19 protein-coding genes and 2 pseudogenes are annotated in these 20091 nt (G+C 70.7%); 10 read left to right on the top strand and 11 right to left on the bottom strand.

Translation table 11 applies throughout. The features are described from left to right. Nucleotides 1-68: 68 nt before the first annotated feature. The 3 genes from panB to ACZ6S6_RS02610 all read left to right on the top strand — a co-directional run bounded on the left by panB (nucleotide 69) and on the right by ACZ6S6_RS02610 (nucleotide 2941). Nucleotides 69-956: a 3-methyl-2-oxobutanoate hydroxymethyltransferase gene (gene panB / locus ACZ6S6_RS02600; protein ID WP_362957166.1), complete on the top strand. Its 888-nt coding sequence runs from the start codon at nucleotides 69-71 to the stop codon at nucleotides 954-956. A gap of 120 nt (nucleotides 957-1076) precedes the next feature. After that, nucleotides 1077-2090, top strand: a complete 1014-nt coding sequence (locus ACZ6S6_RS02605; RefSeq protein ID WP_362957163.1) for an ATP-binding cassette domain-containing protein — start codon at nucleotides 1077-1079, stop codon at nucleotides 2088-2090. Continuing rightward, a complete protein-coding gene (locus ACZ6S6_RS02610; protein WP_362957160.1) occupies nucleotides 2087-2941 on the top strand; it encodes an ABC transporter permease in 855 nt (284 codons plus the stop codon). Before ACZ6S6_RS02605 ends, ACZ6S6_RS02610 begins: the two co-directional genes overlap by 4 nt. A gap of 18 nt (nucleotides 2942-2959) precedes the next feature. Here ACZ6S6_RS02610 and ACZ6S6_RS02615 read toward each other — a convergent pair whose 3' ends face one another. From ACZ6S6_RS02615 to ACZ6S6_RS02635, 5 genes are all read right to left on the bottom strand, one after another. Beyond that, entirely contained in the window at nucleotides 2960-6283 is a 3324-nt protein-coding gene (locus tag ACZ6S6_RS02615) for a BTAD domain-containing putative transcriptional regulator (protein ID WP_469703334.1), read from the bottom strand. 195 nt (nucleotides 6284-6478) lie between these two features. Beyond that, nucleotides 6479-6664, bottom strand: coding sequence for a DUF397 domain-containing protein (locus ACZ6S6_RS02620; RefSeq protein ID WP_362957155.1), 186 nt, complete (start codon nucleotides 6662-6664; stop codon nucleotides 6479-6481). Nucleotides 6665-6673: 9 nt separating this feature from the next. Next, the gene (locus ACZ6S6_RS02625) at nucleotides 6674-7519 is read right to left on the bottom strand and encodes a helix-turn-helix domain-containing protein (RefSeq protein WP_469703336.1); all 846 of its coding nucleotides are present in this window, start codon (nucleotides 7517-7519) and stop codon (nucleotides 6674-6676) included. Between the two features lie 7 nt (nucleotides 7520-7526). Continuing rightward, complete coding sequence (locus tag ACZ6S6_RS02630) at nucleotides 7527-8048, bottom strand: DUF6879 family protein (protein ID WP_469703338.1); 522 nt, start codon at nucleotides 8046-8048, stop codon at nucleotides 7527-7529. Continuing rightward, nucleotides 8008-8427, bottom strand: coding sequence for a hypothetical protein (locus ACZ6S6_RS02635; protein WP_469703340.1), 420 nt, complete (start codon nucleotides 8425-8427; stop codon nucleotides 8008-8010). The genes ACZ6S6_RS02630 and ACZ6S6_RS02635 overlap by 41 nt, the downstream gene beginning before the upstream one ends. A gap of 270 nt (nucleotides 8428-8697) precedes the next feature. On the opposite strand from ACZ6S6_RS02635, the pseudogene ACZ6S6_RS02640 reads away from it, so the two are divergent. The 3 genes and pseudogenes from ACZ6S6_RS02640 to ACZ6S6_RS02650 form a co-directional block, all read left to right on the top strand. Then, nucleotides 8698-9021 (top strand): annotated as a pseudogene (locus ACZ6S6_RS02640) (ATP-grasp ribosomal peptide maturase); the annotation flags it as partial. Nucleotides 9022-9023: 2 nt separating this feature from the next. Next, nucleotides 9024-9491: pseudogene (locus tag ACZ6S6_RS02645) on the top strand (methyltransferase domain-containing protein); the annotation flags it as partial. A 137-nt stretch (nucleotides 9492-9628) separates the two neighbouring features. Next, nucleotides 9629-10417, top strand: a complete 789-nt coding sequence (locus ACZ6S6_RS02650; RefSeq protein WP_469703342.1) for a site-2 protease family protein — start codon at nucleotides 9629-9631, stop codon at nucleotides 10415-10417. Between the two features lie 158 nt (nucleotides 10418-10575). Here the strand turns inward: ACZ6S6_RS02650 and ACZ6S6_RS02655 are convergent, their stop codons facing one another. Continuing rightward, nucleotides 10576-10755 (bottom strand): hypothetical protein, encoded by a 180-nt coding sequence (locus tag ACZ6S6_RS02655; protein WP_362957144.1) that lies wholly within the window; start codon nucleotides 10753-10755, stop codon nucleotides 10576-10578. A gap of 95 nt (nucleotides 10756-10850) precedes the next feature. Continuing rightward, on the bottom strand, nucleotides 10851-11561 hold the full coding sequence (gene npdG / locus ACZ6S6_RS02660; protein ID WP_362957142.1) for an NADPH-dependent F420 reductase: 711 nt from the start codon (nucleotides 11559-11561) through the stop codon (nucleotides 10851-10853). Between the two features lie 187 nt (nucleotides 11562-11748). On the opposite strand from npdG, the gene ACZ6S6_RS02665 reads away from it, so the two are divergent. Continuing rightward, nucleotides 11749-12351 (top strand): hypothetical protein, encoded by a 603-nt coding sequence (locus ACZ6S6_RS02665; protein ID WP_362957140.1) that lies wholly within the window; start codon nucleotides 11749-11751, stop codon nucleotides 12349-12351. A 90-nt stretch (nucleotides 12352-12441) separates the two neighbouring features. Continuing rightward, nucleotides 12442-13755: an MFS transporter gene (locus tag ACZ6S6_RS02670; protein ID WP_469703347.1), complete on the top strand. Its 1314-nt coding sequence runs from the start codon at nucleotides 12442-12444 to the stop codon at nucleotides 13753-13755. 85 nt (nucleotides 13756-13840) lie between these two features. Here the strand turns inward: ACZ6S6_RS02670 and ACZ6S6_RS02675 are convergent, their stop codons facing one another. Further along, nucleotides 13841-14074 carry a hypothetical protein gene (locus tag ACZ6S6_RS02675; RefSeq protein ID WP_469703349.1) on the bottom strand — a complete coding sequence of 78 codons (234 nt, stop codon included), beginning with the start codon at nucleotides 14072-14074 and terminating at the stop codon, nucleotides 13841-13843. A 70-nt stretch (nucleotides 14075-14144) separates the two neighbouring features. Between ACZ6S6_RS02675 and map the strand changes: the two genes are divergently transcribed. Both map and ACZ6S6_RS02685 read left to right on the top strand, forming a co-directional pair. Further along, the gene (gene map / locus ACZ6S6_RS02680) at nucleotides 14145-15002 is read left to right on the top strand and encodes a type I methionyl aminopeptidase (RefSeq protein ID WP_362957132.1); all 858 of its coding nucleotides are present in this window, start codon (nucleotides 14145-14147) and stop codon (nucleotides 15000-15002) included. Between the two features lie 270 nt (nucleotides 15003-15272). Continuing rightward, complete coding sequence (locus ACZ6S6_RS02685; RefSeq protein WP_362957129.1) at nucleotides 15273-15938, top strand: biliverdin-producing heme oxygenase; 666 nt, start codon at nucleotides 15273-15275, stop codon at nucleotides 15936-15938. Between the two features lie 166 nt (nucleotides 15939-16104). Here ACZ6S6_RS02685 and ACZ6S6_RS02690 read toward each other — a convergent pair whose 3' ends face one another. From ACZ6S6_RS02690 to ACZ6S6_RS02700, 3 genes are all read right to left on the bottom strand, one after another. Next, nucleotides 16105-16776, bottom strand: coding sequence for a PhzF family phenazine biosynthesis protein (locus ACZ6S6_RS02690; RefSeq protein ID WP_469703352.1), 672 nt, complete (start codon nucleotides 16774-16776; stop codon nucleotides 16105-16107). Between the two features lie 81 nt (nucleotides 16777-16857). Continuing rightward, nucleotides 16858-18474 carry an HtaA domain-containing protein gene (locus ACZ6S6_RS02695; RefSeq protein ID WP_469703354.1) on the bottom strand — a complete coding sequence of 539 codons (1617 nt, stop codon included), beginning with the start codon at nucleotides 18472-18474 and terminating at the stop codon, nucleotides 16858-16860. 70 nt (nucleotides 18475-18544) lie between these two features. Continuing rightward, on the bottom strand, nucleotides 18545-19966 hold the full coding sequence (locus ACZ6S6_RS02700) for an HtaA domain-containing protein (protein ID WP_469703357.1): 1422 nt from the start codon (nucleotides 19964-19966) through the stop codon (nucleotides 18545-18547). Nucleotides 19967-20091: the final 125 nt, after the last annotated feature.

The following is a 20091-nucleotide window of genomic DNA, read 5'->3' on the forward strand; positions in this document are numbered from 1 at the left end:
GATGCCACCATGGAAGGGATCCGGGGACGCCGTCAGGGTGCCTCGAGATGACGAAGGAGCCGTTGGCAATGTCGCTTCAGGCTGCGCAGAACCAGTCCGCCACACCCCCCGCGGGAGCCCCCACCGACAGCAGCAAGGCGCTGTACGGAGGCAAGAGCACCCGCCGCGTCACCGTCCACGACATCGCCGCCGCCACCGAGCGCGGCGAGAAGTGGCCCATGCTCACCGCCTATGACGCGATGACCGCGTCCGTCTTCGACGAGGCCGGCATCCCGGTCATGCTCGTCGGTGACTCGATGGGCAACTGTCACCTCGGCTACGAGACCACCGTGCCCGTCACGATGGACGAGATCGCCATCCTCTCCGCCGCCGTCGTACGGGGCACCAAGCGCGCCCTCGTCGTCGCCGACCTGCCCTTCGGGGCGTACCAGGAGGGCCCTGTCCAGGCCCTGCGCAACGCCACCCGGCTGATCAAGGAGTCCGGGGTCGGCGCGGTCAAGCTGGAGGGCGGCGAGCGCAGCCACGAGCAGATCAAACTGCTGGTCGGCGCCGGTATCCCGGTCATGGCCCACATCGGCCTGACCCCGCAGTCCGTCAACGCGATGGGCTACCGGGTGCAGGGCCGCGGCGAGGAGGCCGCCCAGCAGATGCTGCGCGACGCCAAGGCCGTGCAGGACGCGGGCGCGTTCGCCGTCGTCCTGGAACTCGTACCGGCCGAGCTGGCCGCCGAGGTCACCCGCACCCTGCACATCCCGACCGTCGGCATCGGCGCCGGTCCCGACACCGACGCCCAGGTGCTGGTCTACACCGACATGGTCGGGCTGACCGGCGGCAAGGTGCCGCGCTTCACCAAGCAGTACGCCGACCTGCGCCAGATCCTCGGCGACGCCGCGAAGGCGTACGCGGACGAGGTCGTCGGCGGCAGCTTCCCGGCGCCGGAGCACACCTTCCACTGACCGGACCCACCGGCCGGACGACCACTGCCGGCACCACCGACAGCCCGCCGACATCCCCCATCGGCGGGCTGTCGGCCCGCTGTCGGCGGCCTGTCGGTGGCGGCTGTTCTGATAGTGGGCATGACGCGAATCGACAAGAACCCCAGGAGCGGCGGGAACGCCGTCGAGGTACGGGGACTGGTCAAGCACTACGGCTCGACCAAGGCTCTGGACGGCGTGGACCTCGACGTACGCGAGGGCACCGTCCTTGGAGTGCTCGGCCCCAACGGCGCCGGCAAGACCACTCTCGTACGCTGCCTGTCCACCCTGATCCTGCCCGACGCCGGACACGCGGTCGTGGCGGGCTACGACGTGGTGAGGCAGCCCCGCCAGCTGCGCCGCATCATCGGTCTGACCGGGCAGTACGCCTCGGTCGACGAGAAGCTCTCCGGCTGGGAGAACCTCTACATGATCGGGCGGCTGCTCGATCTGCCGCGCAAGAAGGCCCGGTCCCGCGCCGACGAGCTGCTGGAGCGCTTCTCGCTCACCGACGCGGCGAAGAAGGCCGCCATGGAGTACTCCGGCGGCATGCGGCGCCGGCTGGACCTGGCCGCTTCCATGATCGGCAGCCCGTCCGTGCTCTATCTCGACGAGCCGACGACGGGGCTCGACCCCCGTACCCGTAACGAGGTCTGGGACGAGGTGCAGAGGATGGTCGCGGAGGGGGCGACCGTGCTGCTCACCACCCAGTACATGGAAGAGGCCGAACAGCTCGCCAGCGAGCTCACCGTCATCGACCACGGCAAGATCATCGCTCGCGGCGGTGTCGACGAGCTGAAGGCCAGGGTCGGCGGCCGCACCCTGCAGATCCGTCCCTCGGACCCGTCCGAGCTGGCCGCGATGGCCCAGGCGCTGCGGGAGGCCGGTCTCGACGGGGTCGCGGGCACGCAGGCGGTCCCGGACGAGGGGCTGCTGTACGTACCGATCCTCAGCGACGAGCAGCTCACCGCCGTCATCGGCCTGCTCGGCACCCGGGGCTTCTCGCTGGCGCACGTCGCCACCGCGCTGCCCAGCCTGGACGAGGTGTTCCTCGCCATCACGGGCGAGAAGACCTCCGCCCCCACCGACACGATCCACGAGGAGGTCGCGGCGTGAGCACGACGACTCTGAAGCCCGCCCCCACCGGTTCGGCCGGTACCGCCCCGGCGAAGCCGCTCCACGACGAGGGCCGGATCGGGCTGCGTGGCAACATGCGGCACATCGGGGCACTGATGCGGCGCAACCTGCTCCAGATCAAGAAGGATCCGGAGTCGATGTTCGATGTGCTCCTGATGCCCATCGTCTTCACCCTGCTGTTCGTGTACGTCTTCGGCGGGTCCGTCGGCGCGAGCCTGGGCGGTGACCGGCAGACGTACATCAACTACGTCATACCCGGTCTGATGGCGATGATGGGCATGAACATCGCGACCGCGGTCGGCACCGGTGTCAACGACGACTTCCACAAGGGGGTCATGGACCGGTTCCGCACGATGCCGATCGCCCGCTCGTCGGTGCTCATCGCGAAGATCGTGGTCGAGCTGGGCCGGATGATGGTCGCCACGGCGATCCTGCTGGGCATGGGCTTCGCGCTCGGGCTCCAGGTGAGCTCGGTGCCCGGCCTGCTGGCCGCGGTGGTGCTGTCGGCGGCGTTCGGCGCCGCGATCATGTGGATCTTCATCCTGCTCGGGCTGTCCCTCAAGACGCCCCAGTCGGTTCAGGCGATGGGATTCCTCATCTTGATGCCTCTTCAGTTCGGTTCCTCGATCTTCGCCCCGCCGACCACGATGCCCGGCTGGCTCAAGACCTTCACCGACTACAACCCGCTGTCCAACCTGGCCGACGCGGCGCGTGGCCTGATGACCGGCGGCCCGCTCGGCCACTCCGTGTGGATGACCCTCGTCTGGGCCGTGGGCATCACCGCGATCACGGCACCGCTGGCGGTCTCGAAGTTCCGCAAGCGCACCTGACCGGGAAGCCGGGCGGTCTCAGTCCCGGTACGGCTCGACGAGGGCGGTGGCCTCCTTCAGGGAGAGGCTGCCGCCCTCGGCGTACGCCGTCTCGAAGGCGGTGTCCCCGAGAACGGCACGGGCCAGTTCCCCGGCCGCCGTGCGGTCCTCCAGCTCCATCGACGTCGGCACATGACCGGCGGGCAGCAGGCCCCGGCAGGCGCCCAGCAGCCGCGCCGCGACGGCGGCCCTGCGCTCCCCGCCGAGTCCGCCCAGGGCCCGCGCGGCGCCGACCAGATGGGTCACGGCCATCTGCGGCGCCACCATCCGCGCGAGCGGGTCGTCGGCGCGGGCCAGCGATCGCAGGGTCCCGGCCAGCGCCTCCGCGTACCGCCCGTCCAGGTTGTCCAGCCAGGCCACACCGCCCAGCACGAATCCGTCGAAGACCGCCCGGGTCTCCGCGTGGAACTCCTCGCGCAGGGTGGCCAGGTGTTCGCGGGCCTCGGCGGTACGGCCGGACCGGCCCAGCCACATGGCCAGGAAGAGCCGGGCGAACGACCGCGCGCCATGAACCACGTACCGGGACTCGTCGAGCACCTCCCGCAGGATCGCCTCGCCCTCCTCGCCGCGGCCGAGCTCGGTCAGTACGGAGGCGTACCGGGTGCGCAGCACCAGCACCTGGGCGTGGGCGCCGAGCTTCTCCGCGTATCCGACCGCGGCCAGGTAGTCATCGGCCGCCCGGGTGTAGGCGCCGGTCTTCTCGTTGGCCTCGCCGCGCGAGGAGAGCGCCTCGGCCGTACCCCAGTCGTCCTCGAGGCGGCGGAACACCTCCAGGCTCTCGTCGGCGTCCACCCGTGCCTCGCCCGACCAGTCGGGCCGGTTGGCCAGCACGTTGGCGCGCATCTGGAGCGCTGCCGCCAGCTCCCACTCGTAGCCGAACCCCCGTGCGGCCAGGACCGTTTCGTCCAGCATCGTGCGCAGGCCGCCGATGTCCCCGGTGAGCAGGACCGCGAAGAACCACAGCGATGCCGGGGCACGGCAGGTCTGCGGCTGGCCGGCCCGGTAGGTGCCGGCGATGACACGCAGCCGCGCCATGCCCTCGGGGCTCACCAACTCGTCCATCGCGTGGTCCATGCTGACCAGCTGGACCAGCGCGACCTGGCGCCGCGCCTCCTGGAGCAGCTCGGGGCGCATCGGCGGGGGCGCGTCGATGCAGCGTTCGTGGAGGGACGGTGCGGGGCTGACGGGCGGGGCGAACGGATCGGGGCCGAGCGCGGAGGCGGCTTCGGCCCACTGCAGGCCGTCGGCGCGCAGATCGCGTATCTGCCAGAACCAGGAGAGCGAGATCACCATGCACAGGGCCTCCTGCTCGTCGCGGGCGGCGACGGCGTGGCGCAGGGCGGTGCGCAGGTTCTCGTACTCGCGCTGGAGCAGTTCGATGGCGGCGAGCTGTCCCGGGCCCCGGAGTTCGGGGTCGGTGGTACGGGCCAGCTCCCGGAAGAACACCAGGTGCTGCCGTTCGACGGATTCCCGCTCCCCCGCCTCGTCGAGCCGTTCGGCGGCGTACTCACCGACGGTCTCCAGGAGGCGGTAGCGCATCCCGCCGTCCGCGGCGGGCGCGGCGACGACGAGCGACTTGTCGACGAGCGAGCCGAGCACCGCGGCGACGTCGTACGCGTCCTGCGGCCGGTCCGCGCAGACCGCCTCGGCGGCGGCGATGGTCCAGCCGCCGGAGAAGACCGACAGCCGCCGCAGGGCGGTGCGTTCGCCCTCGTCCAGGAGGTCCCAGGACCAGTCGACGACGGCCCGCAGGGTCTGCTGGCGCGGCAGTACGGTCCGGCTGCCGCCGGTCAGCAGACGGAAGCGGTCGTCGAGCCGGTCGGCGATCTGGCGCGGAGTGAGCATTCGCAACCGGGCGGCGGCGAGCTCGATGGCGAGCGGCAGCCCGTCCAGGCGGCGGCAGATCTCGGCGGTGGCCGCCGCTGTGCGCTCGTCCGCGTCGACCCGGAAGCCGGACAGTGCGGCGGCGCCTCGGTCCGCGAACAGGCGCAGCGCCATCGGGTCGGGCAGCGGGTCGACGGGCCGGACGAACTCGCCCGGTACACCGAGGGGTTCACGGCTGGTCGCGAGAACGGTGAGCTCCGGGCAGCGGGCCAGCAGATGGTCGGTGAGGGCGGCGGCGGCCTCGATGACGTGCTCGCAGTTGTCCAGGAGCAGCAGCATGCGGCGCCCGGAGCAGTGTTCGGTGAGCCTGGCGAGCGGTTCGGCTCCCCCGCCCCGCTCGACGGCCCGGAGCTCCTCGGCGCCCGCACCGCGCAGCACGGTCTCGCGGCCGCCGAGAGCGGTGAGGACGGCCTCCGGCACCGAATCGGGGTCCTCGACCGGTGCGAGCTCGGCCATCCAGACGCCGTCCGGCCAGGTGTCGGGATCGACGGATTCGGCGGCCTCCTGGGAGAGCCGGGTCTTGCCCGCGCCACCGGGGCCGAGCAGGGTGACGAGCCGGGCGCCGGAGAGATCGCCGCGCAGGGTGTCGATGTCGCTCTCGCGCCCGACGAAGCTGGTGAGCCTGACCCGGAGATTGCCGGGCCGGGCGGCGGGGGCGGGGCGGCCGTTCGGGGCTGCGGGTATCGCCGGGTGGGCCGGTTCCTGGCGCAGGAGTTCGGCGTACAGCGCACCCAGTTCGGCGCCCGGGTCGGTGCCGAGCCGGTCGGCGAGCACGGTGCGCACCTCCTCGTACGCGGCCAGCGCCTGGGCGGTGCGTCCGGCGTCGCGCAGGGCCCGCAGCCGCAGCGCCTGGAGCGGTTCGTCGATGGGGTGCTCGCCGCAGAGCGCGGCCAGCTCCGGCAGCACCTGCTCGGCCCGGCCGAGGGCGAGCAGGGCGGTGAGGCGGGTGCGGCGGGCGTCGAGCCGGCGGGCCGTCCAGCGGGCCGCTTCGGCGTGCCGGTCGGGGAGATCGGCGAGGACCGGTCCGCGCCACAGGTCCAATGCGTCGTCGAGGAGCGTCACGGCCTTCGCCGGATCGCCCTCCTCCAGGGCCCGTGTCCCCTCCCCCGCGAGGCGCTCGAAGCGGTACAGGTCGACGGTGTCCGGTTCGGCGGCCAGCCGGTAGCCGTTCTCCGCCGAGGCGACCGCCGCATGCCCGAGCGCCCGCCGGAGCCGTCCCACGAGTGCTTGCAGGGCACCCGGCGCGTCGGCGGGCGGGTCCCCGTCCCACACCTCGTCGACAAGCACGGCGGCGGGCACCGGCCTGCCCACCCGCAGCGCGAGAACGGTGAGCAGGGCGCGCAGCCGCGCCCCGCCGACGGCGACAGCCGTGCCGTCGTCGCGGAGTGCCTGGGTGGTACCGAGGATCCTGTAGCGCACGCGCCTATTCTCCGTGACCGGGGCCGGGTGCGGGACCGCGGCCCGGCCGTATGAGCGCGGGCCGTCCGCCGTACTGCCTGTCATGCCCCCACCCTTTACGGAACCACCGGCAGGATGCCAGACGTTCTGGCCGTGTCGCCTGTACGGTCGGGGCTCGCCGCCCGCCCGCTCCCGCTGGGCGGTGAACGATCGAGGTCAGAGCTTGACGGCCTTACTGAATTCAACGAACTCAGCCCAGGCAGTGGGCGGAACGAAGAGTGTTCCGAGGTCCCGCCCCTTCGTGTCCCGGACCACGACTGCGGCAGGGCCGTCATCCGCGACTTCCACGCAGGAATCGCTCTTCGTATAGGTGCTCGTGCGCCAGTGAGGAATTACAGCCACGCTTTTCTCTCACATTCGGTTGAAGTGCTCGATAGCAGCCAGAATCAGATTCCTTGCGCTATGCCCGTACACCGCGATCCGCCTGTGAAGCTCAAATGCCTTCATGTAGGTCTCGACCTCCCCGGGGGCAGTCACGGACATCTCCGCGGAGAACGTCTCCACCATGACGAGCTTGTCGTCGAACATCGAAAATCCGTGACCGATCCAGATTCCGAGTGGGGCAGAGAGCGGGACGATACCCAAGCTGAGCCGGGGCAGTGTGAGGACACTCATCAATCGATCGAGTTGAGCCTTCATGGCCTCCGGTCCACCGTGGTTCGCATAGAGCGCCTGCTCGCCGAGGAGCACGTTGAAAATTCGGTCCCCGGTGTAAAGGAAACCCTGCCGTTCGATGCGCTTGGCCACTGCCGCATCGGTGTCAGTCGGGGTGTCGTACAAGCTGGATGCCTGATCAAAGATGTTTCTGGCGTACGCCGCGGTCTGGATGGTGCCCCAGATGACGTTGGGCTCCCAGATACGGAACACCTTGGTCTTCCGGTAGAGCGGGATGGACTTCTGCTGGCGCTTTTCAGCTCCCTCCTCCAGTTGTCGACGCCACTCCATCCACATCTCGTCCATGTGGCGGATGACGGCAATCAGGTCGGCGAGATCGGCCTCGTGCCCCGTCGACTGGCACCAGGCACGGATGTCCTCCTCGCTCGCGTTCTGCTTACCGTTCTCGATCCGGGAGACCTTGGACTCCTGCCACCCGGTGGCAGCAGCGAACGCCCGGCCGCTAGTGAAGCCCGCGTCCTTGCGGTATCCACGCAGCCGGGCACCCAACGCCTCTCGGGTCTCCTTCGCCTGGTTGCTCACTGATCGATCAGAGCTTGTACTCGGAGTGCCGGATGGCGGTTTCCCAGAGCAAGTCCCGTACTCGAATGCATTCAGCGACGGTCTCGGGGTCGTCGATCAACTCGGACCCGAGGACCCTCCCTGTGTCGTCGAAGTGACCTACGGCCAAGAGCCTGCCATCGAGCAGCCACCAGTCCTTCCCGGCCAGGGGGAAGGACAGGCCCTCGGGCAGCTCATGCCTCGGGAGCCACCGGATCTGCTCGCCGGCCTTCTCGTTGAGCGGAGTGCCCTCATGCTCCCAGCGGACATACGGGGTGTGCGGCTCGGTCACGACACGGACACGCCGAACAGTCTTGCCCCCCTGGGTGAGCTGCCGAATCATCGACAGCCACGGGCCCATGAAGTCGTTGTCGACCACTCCCCCGAGCCACTTCTCATACGGCCCGTCCTCCAACGGCACCGAGTAGTCGTCCCTCAGCTCCAGATGGAAGGCATCGTGCGCGACGGACTCAATGAGCCGGTTGCGCTCGGTGCTGGAGATCAGCTCCACGTGGTTCCTCCAGTAGGGCTGTGATCGCGGCCTTGGAGACCTCGACCACGGTCTCGTAGTCAGGAATCGACATCCGGGACAGGGCCTCGGGATCAGCCACCTCCCGACCCTGCACAACGTACGTACCACCCGGCGTGAGGACCATGAGGGGGTCCTCAAGGCGCCTGAACTCGCCAGAGGGGTGGCCGTCCTTCTCCAGGTGCTCGAACAGTTCGGTGGGGACCTCCACGGCCGCCTCGCCCTCGCCGAGGTCAAGCTGTGCCGGGAGGTCGTTCGCGAAGATCTTCCACCCCTGGACGAGGTAGGTGTCACGGTCGGTGGCGTAGAGGGTCGGGCAGTCGCCCACCTTGGAGTTCTTACCCAGGAACCGTAGCTGCATGGCTGCTCTCCTGTCCTCTGCCTTGCACGAGATTGCGGCACACCGATGGTCAAGGAGGCGGTTGAGTGAGTTCAATCTCCGTACTGCAAACTCGCGCAATCTTCTTGCAGGTTGACTCCAGGCCCGTCTGGCTTCGTTCTGAACCCCACGGCAAGCAGGGCTATGTGACGGAAGGTCATCTATGACTATGACCACCGAGAAGAGGACCCCGGAAGACACGGCGCGGGTCATCGCGAAGAACCCAACTCCGGACGTCACCGGGGCGCTTGGGACAAGGTGGCCGACGTCCGGGTGCTGGTGGTCGGCCGACGCGTGTTCGCCGTGCGCATCGACTCCGGCCTTCTGGACTGGCGCAAGGACTACTCCGCCCTCTCCTGCACGGTGGTGGACCTGCCCGCCCGGGTGGGCAAGGCGCTGCTGACCTGTCTGGATCACTTCGGGTTGGTGTCCGGGAGCTTTGATCTCGCCGTGGACCGGGCGGGAGATTACGGGTGGCTGGAGCTGAACCCGAACGGCCAGTGGGGGTGGCTGGAGGAAAGCACCGGGCTGGAGATGTCCGCGGCATTCGCCGACCTGTTGACACGAGGAGATACCTCATGGCCGATACCGCTCCCGAGCGGCGTGCGCTGGCCGATCGTCTGGAGAAGGCTGGCGTGCTCACCACACCGGAGTGGCGCGCAGCGGTGGAGGCCGTACCCCGCGAGGTGTTCCTGAACCCCGGAGTGTTCCTGGCCGAGGAGGGCGGCCGATGGCGGCCGGTATCCGCGCTCGAAGCCGATCCGGACAGGTGGGTCAATATCGCCTACAGCGACCGGTCGCTGACCACTCAACTCGACGGCTCCCTGACCGCCGACCAGATCAGCGATCTCGTGACAGGCTCCCCCACCTCGTCATCCACCACCCCGGTCGCCGTAGTGGACATGATCGAGAACCTGGAGGTGGAGGACGGGCATCAGGTACTGGAGATCGGCACGGGAACCGGCTACTCCGCGGCCCTGATGTGTCACCGGCTCGGCGAAGACAACGTGACGACGGTCGAGGTGGACCCCGAAGTGTCGGCCCGACGACAACCCGTCGCTCCGCTGGGAACACCAGCTCGCCTGAGCAACGGCGGAGCGATCGTGGCCGCAGGCCCCTCACCCTCCAAGGGCGGTGCGTTGTGTTCTGGGGCCTGCGGCGGGACAGCCCTTAGGGTCGGCTCATGCCCACCAACGAGCGCCAAGGGATCAGCCCGGTCTTCCTCGGAATCGCAGCCGTCGCGGCGGTGTCCGGCTGGGCTGTGTGGACGGACTTCGCCGATCAGCCCGGGTTCGCCACGTTCCTCTTCGTCACGGCGGCCTGGGTCGTGTCCCTCTGTCTCCACGAGTACGCCCACGCCAGGACCGCGCTGCACAGCGGCGACATCTCCATCCGTGCCAAGGGATATCTCACACTTAATCCCCTTCGCTACACCCATGCCCTGCTGAGCATCGTGCTGCCGGTGCTGTTCGTGATCATGGGCGGGATCGGCCTGCCGGGTGGTGCGGTCTTCATCGAGCGCGGCCGGATCCGCGGCCGCTGGCGGCACAGCCTGATCTCGGCGGCGGGCCCGCTGACCAATGTGCTGTTCGCGATCGTGTGCACGGCGCCGTTCTGGCTGGACGCGCTGGACGGCGTCCCGGCCGCCTTCCGGTACGCGCTGGGCTTTCTGGCGCTGCTCCAGGTGACGGCCGCGATCCTGAACTCCGTACCGGTGCCGGGTCTGGACGGCTACGGGGTGATCGAGCCCTGGCTCTCGCACTCGGTGCGCCGCCAGGTGGAGCCGTTCGCCCCGTTCGGACTGATCGCGGTCTTCGCCCTGCTGTGGGTTCCGGGAGTGAACGCGGTGTTCTTCGACGCGGTCCACGCGCTGCTGCGGTCGCTCGGCGTCAGCGACTTCGACACGTACTGCGGTCTCGACGCCTACCGGTTCTGGCAGACGCCGAACGAGATCTGCTCGCTGAACGGCTAGGGTCTTTCGTTTGGATCAGGCTGGATCAGGGAGCGGGGGCCGGTGCCGTGCATCGCAAGGCGGAGGAGGGAGTCAGGGCGGAGTCCTGGCGACCGACGACAACGCCGCGAGGTGCGGTGCCGGCCCCCGCGAGCCCAGCATGATCCAAACGAGAGGCCCTAGGCGGCAGTGCTGGTGGCGCGCCGCCGGCGCAGGTAGTACCAGGCCATGTTGGACGAGAGGCCGATCATGAGCACCCAGACGATGCCGAGCGGCCAGCTGCCCCGCACGAAGGAGATCACGGCCGCGGCGACGGCCAGGGCGCAGACGGCTACGGCGTAGAGAGCGAGGCGGGGCATGAGGACGGCTCCTGTCGGGGGATGGCGCGCGGTCCCGTCCAGTGTCCCCCATGCCCCCAGCCGCTCCGAGCGGGGTACGGCCGCGGAGGTGCGGCTCACACGTCGGTGGTGCGCAGCCCCGCGTGTGCCTTGTAGCGGCGGTTGACCGAGATCAGGTTGGCGACCAGCGACTCGACCTGGTGGGCGTTGCGCAGCCGCCCGGCGAAGATGCCGCGCATTCCGGGGATCCGGCCGGCCAGCGCCTGGACGAGGTCGGTGTCGGCGCGGGCCTCGCCCAGCACCAGCACATCGGTGTCGATCTCCTCGATCGCCTCGTCCTGGAGCAGCACGGCCGAGAGGTGGTGGAAGGCGGCGGTGACGCGGGACTCCGGCAGCAGGGCGGCGGCCTGCTCGGCGGCGCTGCCCTCCTCGGGCTTCAGGGCGTAGGCGCCCTTCTTGTCGAAGCCGAGCGGGTTGACGCAGTCGATGACGAGTTTCCCGGCGAGTTCGTCGCGCAGCGACTCCAGGGTCTTGGCGTGCCCGTCCCACGGCACGGCGACGATCACGACGTCGCTGTCGCGGGCGCACCCGGCGTTGTCCGCGCCCCGGACGCCGTGGCCGATCTCCTCGGCGGCGGCCTGTGCGCGGTCGGCCGCGCGGGAGCCGATGACGACCTGCTGTCCGGCGCGGGCGAACCGGTAGGCGAGTCCGCGGCCCTGCGGGCCGGTGCCGCCGAGCACGCCGATGGTCAGGCCCGACACGTCGGGGAGGTCCCAGGGGTCCTTGGCGGGGGGCTTGGGCGCGCTGCCGCTGTCATTCGTAGTCATGGCCCCGACATTACTTCCAGGCGGGGAAGGGCCGCCCCTGCGCCGGACCGCGATCCGGATCACGTTCCCGGCCCCCCATGTCCTTGGCCTTGCACATCCCCGGACCCGCACGTCCCCGGACCCGTTCGGATGGTTCTGCGGCCGTTCCCCCGCACGGGACCCGGCGTGTGGTGCAGGATGCCGGGCCATGGATGCCGTACGGGTGGCGCTGCTGCGTGAGGTGCTCGCCGGGACCGAGTGGCCGGCCGCCACCCGGCGGTTCGCCGGGACGCTGCGCTCGTCCGTCGTCCCGCACGGCGGCGGGCTGCTGCTGGTGGGGACCGAGGTGTACGAGCCGTGGCACCTGGCGGCGCATCTGGTCGACGAGTCCACCTGGTCGGGGCTGCCCGAGCTGACGCCCACGCTGGTGCGTCACCGGGTGGAGCCCGGGGACCCGGCCCACCTGGCTGTCGGCCTGGGCCGGATCGAGGCGGCCGGGCGGGGCGAGACCCTGCTCGTGGTGGTGCCGGAGTCGCCGGGCGAGGGCCTGCTGGAGCGGGTGCACGACGCGCGCCGGGCGGGCGCGACGGTGCTCTCGCTGGACAACGGCGATCCGGAGGTCCGGGGCCTGGCCCATGAGGCGCTGTCCGTGGCGGGCGGCGACGACGTGGACCTGGACACGGTCCAGCACCTGGTCAGCGCGGCGGCCGGGGAGAACAGCGCGCCCGTGCGGCGCGGCCGGCGGCGTTTCCGCGACCGGCTGTCCCGGCTCGCCGACCAGCTGACGGCTCCCCCGCCACCACGCTGGTGAGCCGGGCGGCCGTCTTCTTCCCAGGGGCGGTCCCGCGGTTTCGAAAACACATTTGCACCGGGCACGTATCCCGGCGGACCATGACCCCTCGTGACCTCTCGTCCCTCGCTCGCCGCCAGGCTGGCCGCGCTTCTTCCCGACCTCTCGCCCTGGCGTTCCTCGGCGGACTTCCGGCTGCTGTGGGTGCAGGGGCTCGTCACCTTCTTCGGCAGCTCCATGGCGCTGATCGCGCTGCCCCTCCAGATCAAGGACCTCACCGGGTCCCCTCTCGCCGTCGGCGCCATGGGCGCGGTGGAGCTGGTGCCGCTGGTCGTCTTCGGCCTCTACGGCGGTGCGCTCGCCGACGCCGTGGACCGCCGCAAGGTCATCCTGGCCACCGAGGCGGGGCTCGGACTGCTCGCGCTCGTCCTGCTGGTGAACGCCGCCCTGCCCGACCCGATGCTGTGGCCGCTCTACGTGGTCGCGGGCGGGGTCTCCGCGCTCTCCGGTCTCCAGCGGCCCGCGCTGGACTCGCTGATGGCCCGGATCGTGCCGCACGACCAGCTCGCCGCGGCCGCCGCGCTGAACTCGCTGCGGTGGCAGTTCGGCGCGATCATGGGCCCTTCGCTGGCCGGTGTGGTGGTGGCGTACGCCGGGCACGCCACGGCCTACACGGTCACCGTCGTGACGTTCACCGTCTCCGTGTTCCTGTGCCGCCGGCTCACGCCCGCACCGCCCGTGGAGAAGGGGCAGAAGCCGTCGCTGCGCGGTATCGCGGAGGGCGCGCGCTATGCCTGGAGCCGTCCCGTACTGCTGGGGACGTACGCCATCGACATGACGGCGATGTTCTTCGCCTTCCCGAACGCGATCTTCCCGTTCCTCAGCGACGAACTGGACGCCGAGTGGTCGCTGGGCCTGATGTACGCGGCGGGGTCGGTCGGCTCGCTGGTGCTGGGCCTGACCAGCGGCTGGACCAGAGGGGTGCGCAGACACGGACTGTTCGTGGTGTTCGGCGCCGCCGTCTGGGGGCTCGCCATCGCGGCGGCGGGCTGGTTCGGCAACGTGTGGCTGGTGCTGGTCTGCCTGGCCGTGGCGGGCGCGGGCGACATGCTCAGCGGGCTGGGCCGCTCCACCATCTGGAACCAGACCATCCCGGAGGAGCTGCGGGGCCGGCTGGCGGGCATCGAGGTGCTCTCGTACAGCGTCGGCCCGCAGCTGGGCCAGGTGCGGGCCGGCGGTATGGCGGGGTGGACGGGGACCCGGTCCGCGGTCTGGTCCGGCGGTGTGGCGTGCGTGGCCTCGGTGGCGCTGCTGGCGGCGGCGCTCCCAAAGCTGCTGACGTACGACTCCGCGACGGACGAGGACGCGCTGCGCAGGCGGGCGGCGCGGAACGAGGAGGGCCCGGTGGCCACCGCCACCGGCTGAGCCCCGCCCGCCTGCGCCCTGGGCCGGCGCCCCGCCCGCCGCGCCCCGGCCATCGCCCTCCGGGGCCGCGCCCCGCCCCGCGCCCTCAGCCGCTCGCGTCCTCGCCCGGGCCCTGGCGGTCGTGCCACTTGGGGTCGTTCTCCCACTCCAGGTTCCGCTCCTGCGCGGTCTCCATGGCGTGCTGGGCCTCCTGACGGGAGGTGTACGGGCCGAAGCGGTCCTTGGCGGGGCACTCGGGGCCCTCCTCGACCTTCTTGTGCTCCAGGCAGTAGAACCACTCGCCGGGCTTGCCGACCGTGCGCTTCTTGAACAGGGCCATCGTCGGCTCCTTTCCTCGGTGCCATGCTGCCCCATACACGCTGGTTAGGGCCTGCCCTAAACTCGCTGGCATGTCTGGCCAGTCGCTGCTTGTACCAGGGGAGCTCACTCCCGTCCGTTCCGTGCCCGGAAACATCCGGCGCCCCGAGTATGTGGGCAAGCCCGCTCCGACGCCGTACACCGGCCCGGAGATCCAGGACGCCGAGACCGTGGAGCGCATGCGCGTCGCGGGGCGGATCGCCGCGCAGGCGATGGGTGAGGCCGCGAAGCTCATCGCGCCGGGCGTCACCACGGACGAACTCGACCGGGTCGCCCATGAGTTCATGTGCGATCACGGCGCCTATCCATCGACGCTGGGCTACCGGGGCTTCCCCAAGTCGCTCTGCACCTCGCTCAACGAGGTGATCTGCCACGGCATCCCGGACTCGACGGTGCTGCGCGACGGCGACATCGTGAACCTCGATGTGACGGCGTACATCAACGGGGTGCACGGCGACAACAACGCCACCTACCTCTGCGGTGACGTGGACGAGGAGTCGCGGCTGCTCGTGGAGCGCACCGAGGAGTCGTTGAAGCGCGCGATCAAGGCGGTCCGGCCGGGCCGCCAGGTGAACGTGATCGGGCGGGTCATCGAGTCGTACGCGAAGCGCTTCGGGTACGGGGTGGTGCGGGACTTCACCGGGCACGGGATCAATTCCTCGTTCCACTCCGGCCTGATCATTCCGCACTACGACAGCGAGCACGCCACCACCGTGATGAAGCCGGGCATGACGTTCACCATCGAGCCGATGCTGACGCTCGGAACCCACGACTACGACATGTGGGACGACGGCTGGACCGTGGTGACGAAGGACCGCAAGCGCACCGCGCAGTTCGAGCACACGCTGGTGGTGACGGAGACGGGGGCCGAGATCCTCACGCTCCCGTAACCGCGCCGTCCCACTCCTCCTCTCCCCTGCGCACAGAACGGCCGCCCCCTCGGGCGGCCGTTCTTCGTGCTTCCGTTCCTTCGCGCATCCGTGTGTCCGGGCCGGACCGGGGTACGGTTTTACCGACAGAGCGTCGGGAAGCAGTTGACTTAGGTAAGCCTAAGTAGGAAGATCGGGTCGTCGGACCGCGCTGCGGTACACAGCCGCGGCGGGACGATATCTCCGTCTCTTTCTGGACTTCCCGTCCCCCTTGGTCCCCGGAGGCCCGCCTTGGACGCAACCGTCACCGCCACGCCCTTCTCCACGCTGATCCGTACCGCGTCGCACGAACAGCACACCGAGGCGGAGACCTCGACCTTCATGAGCGACCTGCTCGGCGGACGCCTCGGCGTGGACGCGTACACGCGCTACACCGAGCAGCTGTGGTTCGTGTACCGGGCCCTGGAGGACGGCGCCGAGGCGCTGCGCAACGATCCCGTCGCCGGTCCGTTCATCCAGGCCGAGCTGATGCGCACCGCCGAGCTGGAGCGCGATCTGGCGCACCTGCGGGGTGCGGACTGGCGCGAGGGCCTGGAGCCGCTGCCGGCCACCGCCGCGTACGCCGACCGGGTCGCCGAGTGCGCCCGCACCTGGCCCGCGGGTTACATCGCGCACCACTACACCCGCTACCTGGGCGACCTGTCGGGCGGCCAGATCATCCGCGACAAGGCGGAGCGGACCTGGGGCTTCGAGCGCAAGGGCGACGGGGTGCGGTTCTACGTCTTCGAGGGGATCGCCAACCCCGCGTCGTTCAAGCGGGGTTATCGCGAGCTGCTGGACGCGGTGAACGCGGACGACCTGGAGAAGCAGCGGATCGTGGACGAGTGCAAGCGGGCTTTCGCGCTGAACACCGCGGTGTTCCGGGAGCTGGGGGAGGCGTTTCCGCTGAGTGCGTAGGCCTTGGCGGCCGGCGGCGGAGTGACCCGGGCTCGGGTCGCCCCGCCGCTTCGTCTTTTGTCCTCAATCGCCGGACGGGCTTGATGTTTCGCCGGACAGGCTTGATGTTTCCGTCGGACTGGTGTTTCCCGGACGGGCTCGGGACGTGCCGTCGGGCGGGCTTGGTTCACCCCTGGACCGCTAGCAGGACCCGGCCGCCGATCTCCACCGTGCCGTCCGGTGCGGGGGCCGTGAGGATCTGGGAGCCGCGGCCCTGCCTGATGTTCAGGGCGCGGTTCAGCTGGGCGCTGAGCAGCAGCGCGGCCGCCCCCGTCGCCTCGTCCTCGTCGATGCCGTCGCCCCGCCGGGGAAACGCCCGCGCCCTGACCCGGCCCGCCGACTCGTCCTCCCAGGCCCATGCGTAGAGCCATCCCTCACCGGGCGGCGGGCCGGTCAGCGCCTCGACCTCGGCCGCCGAGCCGTACCGCTCCAGCGTGCGCGGCGGGGCCCACTCGGGGCGGGCGGTGATCCAGGTGAACTCGCCGTCCTGGCGGGCGAAGACCTCCCCCACCGACAGCTCCAGGACCTCCAGGTCGAGCAGCCACGCGGCGCCGACCAGCGGGTGACCGGCGAACGGAAGCCGGAGTCCCGGGGTGTAGATGTCCAGGTGACCGCGTTCCGGGTCGTCCACGAACACGGTCTCGCTGAAGCCGAGTCGCCGGGCGAGTTCCTGCCGGGAGGCCTCGTCGGGGTGGTCGCGTCCGTCGCGTACGACGCCGAGCGCGTTGCCGTGCCGCCCGTCGGGGCCGCAGAACACGCGCAGTACGTCGATGCCGGCGGGTACGTCGTAGTCACTCACGTGCGCATTCAAGCACCGCCCGGGTGCCTGCCCCGTAAGAGGGCCGGTACCCGGGCGGTGGTGTCGTGCGGCGGGGCGGGATCAGGCGGTGCGGCGACGGCGGGCGACGACGACCGCTCCGGCGCCGGCCGCCACGATGAGGCCCGAGGCGGCGAACAGCGCGCCGGCCGGGACGTCGGAGCCGGTGGCGGCGAGGGCGCCCGAGCCGCCGACCGTACCGCCGCCGCCGCCGCCCACAGTGCCGCCGGTGCCGCCGGTGGTCGCACCGCCCGTGCCACCGGTGGTGGACGTGCCGCCCGTGGTGGACGAGCCGCCGGTCGAGGTCTCGCCGGACGGGAGTTCGGCGTCCTTGTCCAGAGCGACCGAGACGGTCAGCGCGTCGAGCTGCTCACCCGCCCGGTACATCCCGCCGAAGGCCTTGGTGCCGTCGGAGGTGAGGGCCGCCGGAACGGCCGAGAGGGTCACCACGCCGTCCTTGGCGGTGAGTCCGCCGGCGGGCAGCTTGAGGTCGGCGACGGCGAGACCGGTGTAGGTGGCGACCTTCTTCGTCTCGCGGTCCTTGGTGGACACGTCGGCGATGAGCTTGCCCTTGGCCCCGGTGGCCTGGATCTCCAGGTTGCTCAGGGCGAGGTCGAGCGTGTACGCGCCGTCCTCCTGGTGGCCCAGGAAGCGGACCTTGCCGTCGAACCCGGCGTTCAGGGTCTGCTTGCCGGCGTCGAAGTGGCCGGTGGCGTCGGGGAAGCGGTAGCCGTCGCCGGACGCGGTCGCGCCGCCCGTCGTCTCGACCTTGCCGTGGGCGATGGGGCCGGTGACGTACGTACGGAAGGAGGCCTTGACGCCCCAGTTCAGGGTGCCGTCGACGATGGCGCCCGGGTCGGCGGCCGGCTTGTCGGTGGCCGTGACGCTCGGGGAGGGCTTCGGAGTCGGCTGGGTGGGCTGCGTGGTGGGCTTGTCCGTGGGCTGCGTGGTGGGCTTGTCCGTGGGCTTCTCGGTCGGCTTCTCGGTGGGTTCGGCCGGGTCGGTCGGCTTCCCGGTGGGCTCGGCCGGGTCGGTCGGCTTCTCGGTCGGGGCCGTGACCGCCTTCACCGTGAGCGTGGCCGGGTCGAGGACCTCGCCCGCCTGGTACTGGCCGTTGAAGGCGTCGGAGCCCGCCTTCGTCAGCTTGGCGGGGATGTCCTTGAAGACCATCGCGCCGCCCGCACCCTGGCCCGGCTTCACGGCCGACAGGTCGAGGTCGGCGACGGCCACGTCGTTCTGCGTGCCCTGCGGGGTCGCCACGTCGGCGGTGATCGCACCGCCCGTACCGGCGGTGGACAGCTTGACGTCCGAGAGCGTGATGTCCAGGACGCCGCCGTGGGCGGAGAAGTTGACGCCGCCCTCGAAGGCGGTGTCGGTGCCGTGGGTGGTCATGTCGTACGTGCCCTTGCCGTTGACAAAGGTGAACACACCGTTGCCGGCGGCCTGGGTGGCACCGTCCTTGACCGTGATCTTGCCGGCGGCGCCGATGTACTTGCGGAAGGACTCCTTGAAGCCCCAGTCCAGCGTGCCGTCCTTCAGTTCCATGGCCGGGGCGGCCGCGGTGGCGCCGTCCTGGGCGGACTGTCCGGCGGCGAACGCCGGGAGGGCGAAGGCGGTGCCGAGGGCGGCAGCGGTGGCGACGGCTGCGGCGAGGGCTATGGGGCGGCGGGTGGCTGCCATGGTCGGTGGTCTCCTCGGGGATGAGCGGTGATCAACGGGGGTGGTGCGAGGGGAGGGAGGGCTGCGGAGGTCAGGAGGGGGTGCCCGGCGTCGAGCGGTTGCGGCGTACCAGGAACAGCACGCCGGCCGCAGCCGCGAGCACGCCGGCGCCGCCGAGGGCCAGGTACAGGGCGGTCGGGGAACCCTCGTCCGCCGCGGACGCCACGGCTGCCGTGGCGGCATCGGTGCTCTTGGATGACGGGGTGTCCGACGGCTGCGCGGAGGGTGCCGGGTCGCTGCCCAGGTCGGGGAGTGCGGGCAGCTTCGCCTTCGCGTCCACGGCCACGGCGAGCGAGACCGGGTCCATCTCGGTGCCCGCCCGGTAGAGGGAGCCGAAGGCCTTCGCGCCGTCGGCGGTCAGCTTCGCGGGGGCCTCCGTGAGGACCGCGAGGCCGTCCTTCGGTACGAAGTCCCTGGCGGTGAAGGTGATGAGCGGCACGGCCTTGCGGGTGTCGCCCTCGGTCCGGACGTCGGCGCTGAGCGTGCCCCTGCCCGCCTTCAGCCCCACCGCGAACCGGGAGAGCGTCAGATCGAGGTCATTGGCCCCGGTGAAGCGGACGCTGCCCGCGAAGGCGGCGGCCAGGGTCTGCTTCTTCGCGTCATACGTGCCCTGCCCCTTCGGGAAGCGGAAGAGCGCGCCGCCGTCCTGGGCGCCCCCGGCCAGGGTCCACTTCCCCTGGCCGATCGAGCCGGTGACGTACTCCCGGAAGGTGCGGCGCACGCCCCAGTCCACGGCGGCGTCCTCGAAGCGGCCCGCCGTCTCCTTCGGCTTCGCGGTGCCGGCGGGCTTCTTCTGGGGGGACTTGGACGCGGCGGGCTTCGGCGCCGGGCCCGTGGTGTCGACGGAGAGGCTGACCGGGTCCAGTGGCGTACCGGCCGTGTAGTAGCCGGCGAAGGACTTCGCGCCCTGTGAAGTCAGTGTTGCCGGGACGTTGTTGAGGGCGACGGGGGTGGAGCCGCCCCTCATGTCGATCCCGGACAGACCAAGCGTGGCCAGCGGTACCTGGGCTACGGAGGTGACCCGGCCGGTCCCCCGGTCCTTGCTGACCATGTCCGCGTACAAGGTGCCGCCGCCGCCCTGGATGCGGACGGTGGGGCGGCTGATCGTGAGGTCCAGCTCGTTGGAGCCGTCGGACTTCTTGTGCCCGGTGAAGCGGACTCCGCCCGAGAAGCCGGAGGTGAGGGCGCCGCTCGCCGGGTCGTAGGAGCCGGTGGCGGAGTGGAAGCGGAACTGGCTGCCGCCGACCGTGGCCGCGCCGCCGGTCAGGTTCCAGCTGCCCTGGGCGATGGGGCCCGTGACGTAGCTCTGGAAGGAGGACTTGATGCCCCAGTCCAGCCGGCCGCCCTGCACCGTTCGGCTCGCCGCTTGCGCGGCGGTGGCCGGGAGCAGAGCTCCCAGCAGTACCGCGAGAAGCGCGACGGCGAGCGCGCGGGCAGGTCTGAACGGCGGCATGGACCCCTCCGAGGTCTAGAAGATGAGGTAAGGCTAACCTAAGGTATGCACATCCTGTGCCGGTACCCCCCTTCCGTCACATTCCTCGCAATCCACTCCCAACTGCACGCCGCAGAACGACAGGA

The organism is Streptomyces sp. NPDC048671, from assembly GCF_055587045.1.

Coding starts and splice junctions, on each gene's coding strand:
- panB (WP_362957166.1), top strand. CDS start 69: ATGTCGCTTCAGGCTGCGCAGAACCAGTCCGCCACACCCCCCGCGGGA.
- ACZ6S6_RS02605 (WP_362957163.1), top strand. CDS start 1,077: ATGACGCGAATCGACAAGAACCCCAGGAGCGGCGGGAACGCCGTCGAG.
- ACZ6S6_RS02635 (WP_469703340.1), bottom strand. CDS start 8,427: ATGCAGCTACGGTTCCTGGGTAAGAACTCCAAGGTGGGCGACTGCCCG.
- ACZ6S6_RS02650 (WP_469703342.1), top strand. CDS start 9,629: ATGCCCACCAACGAGCGCCAAGGGATCAGCCCGGTCTTCCTCGGAATC.
- ACZ6S6_RS02655 (WP_362957144.1), bottom strand. CDS start 10,755: ATGCCCCGCCTCGCTCTCTACGCCGTAGCCGTCTGCGCCCTGGCCGTC.
- npdG (WP_362957142.1), bottom strand. CDS start 11,561: ATGACTACGAATGACAGCGGCAGCGCGCCCAAGCCCCCCGCCAAGGAC.
- ACZ6S6_RS02665 (WP_362957140.1), top strand. CDS start 11,749: ATGGATGCCGTACGGGTGGCGCTGCTGCGTGAGGTGCTCGCCGGGACC.
- ACZ6S6_RS02675 (WP_469703349.1), bottom strand. CDS start 14,074: ATGGCCCTGTTCAAGAAGCGCACGGTCGGCAAGCCCGGCGAGTGGTTC.
- map (WP_362957132.1), top strand. CDS start 14,145: ATGTCTGGCCAGTCGCTGCTTGTACCAGGGGAGCTCACTCCCGTCCGT.
- ACZ6S6_RS02695 (WP_469703354.1), bottom strand. CDS start 18,474: ATGGCAGCCACCCGCCGCCCCATAGCCCTCGCCGCAGCCGTCGCCACC.
- ACZ6S6_RS02700 (WP_469703357.1), bottom strand. CDS start 19,966: ATGCCGCCGTTCAGACCTGCCCGCGCGCTCGCCGTCGCGCTTCTCGCG.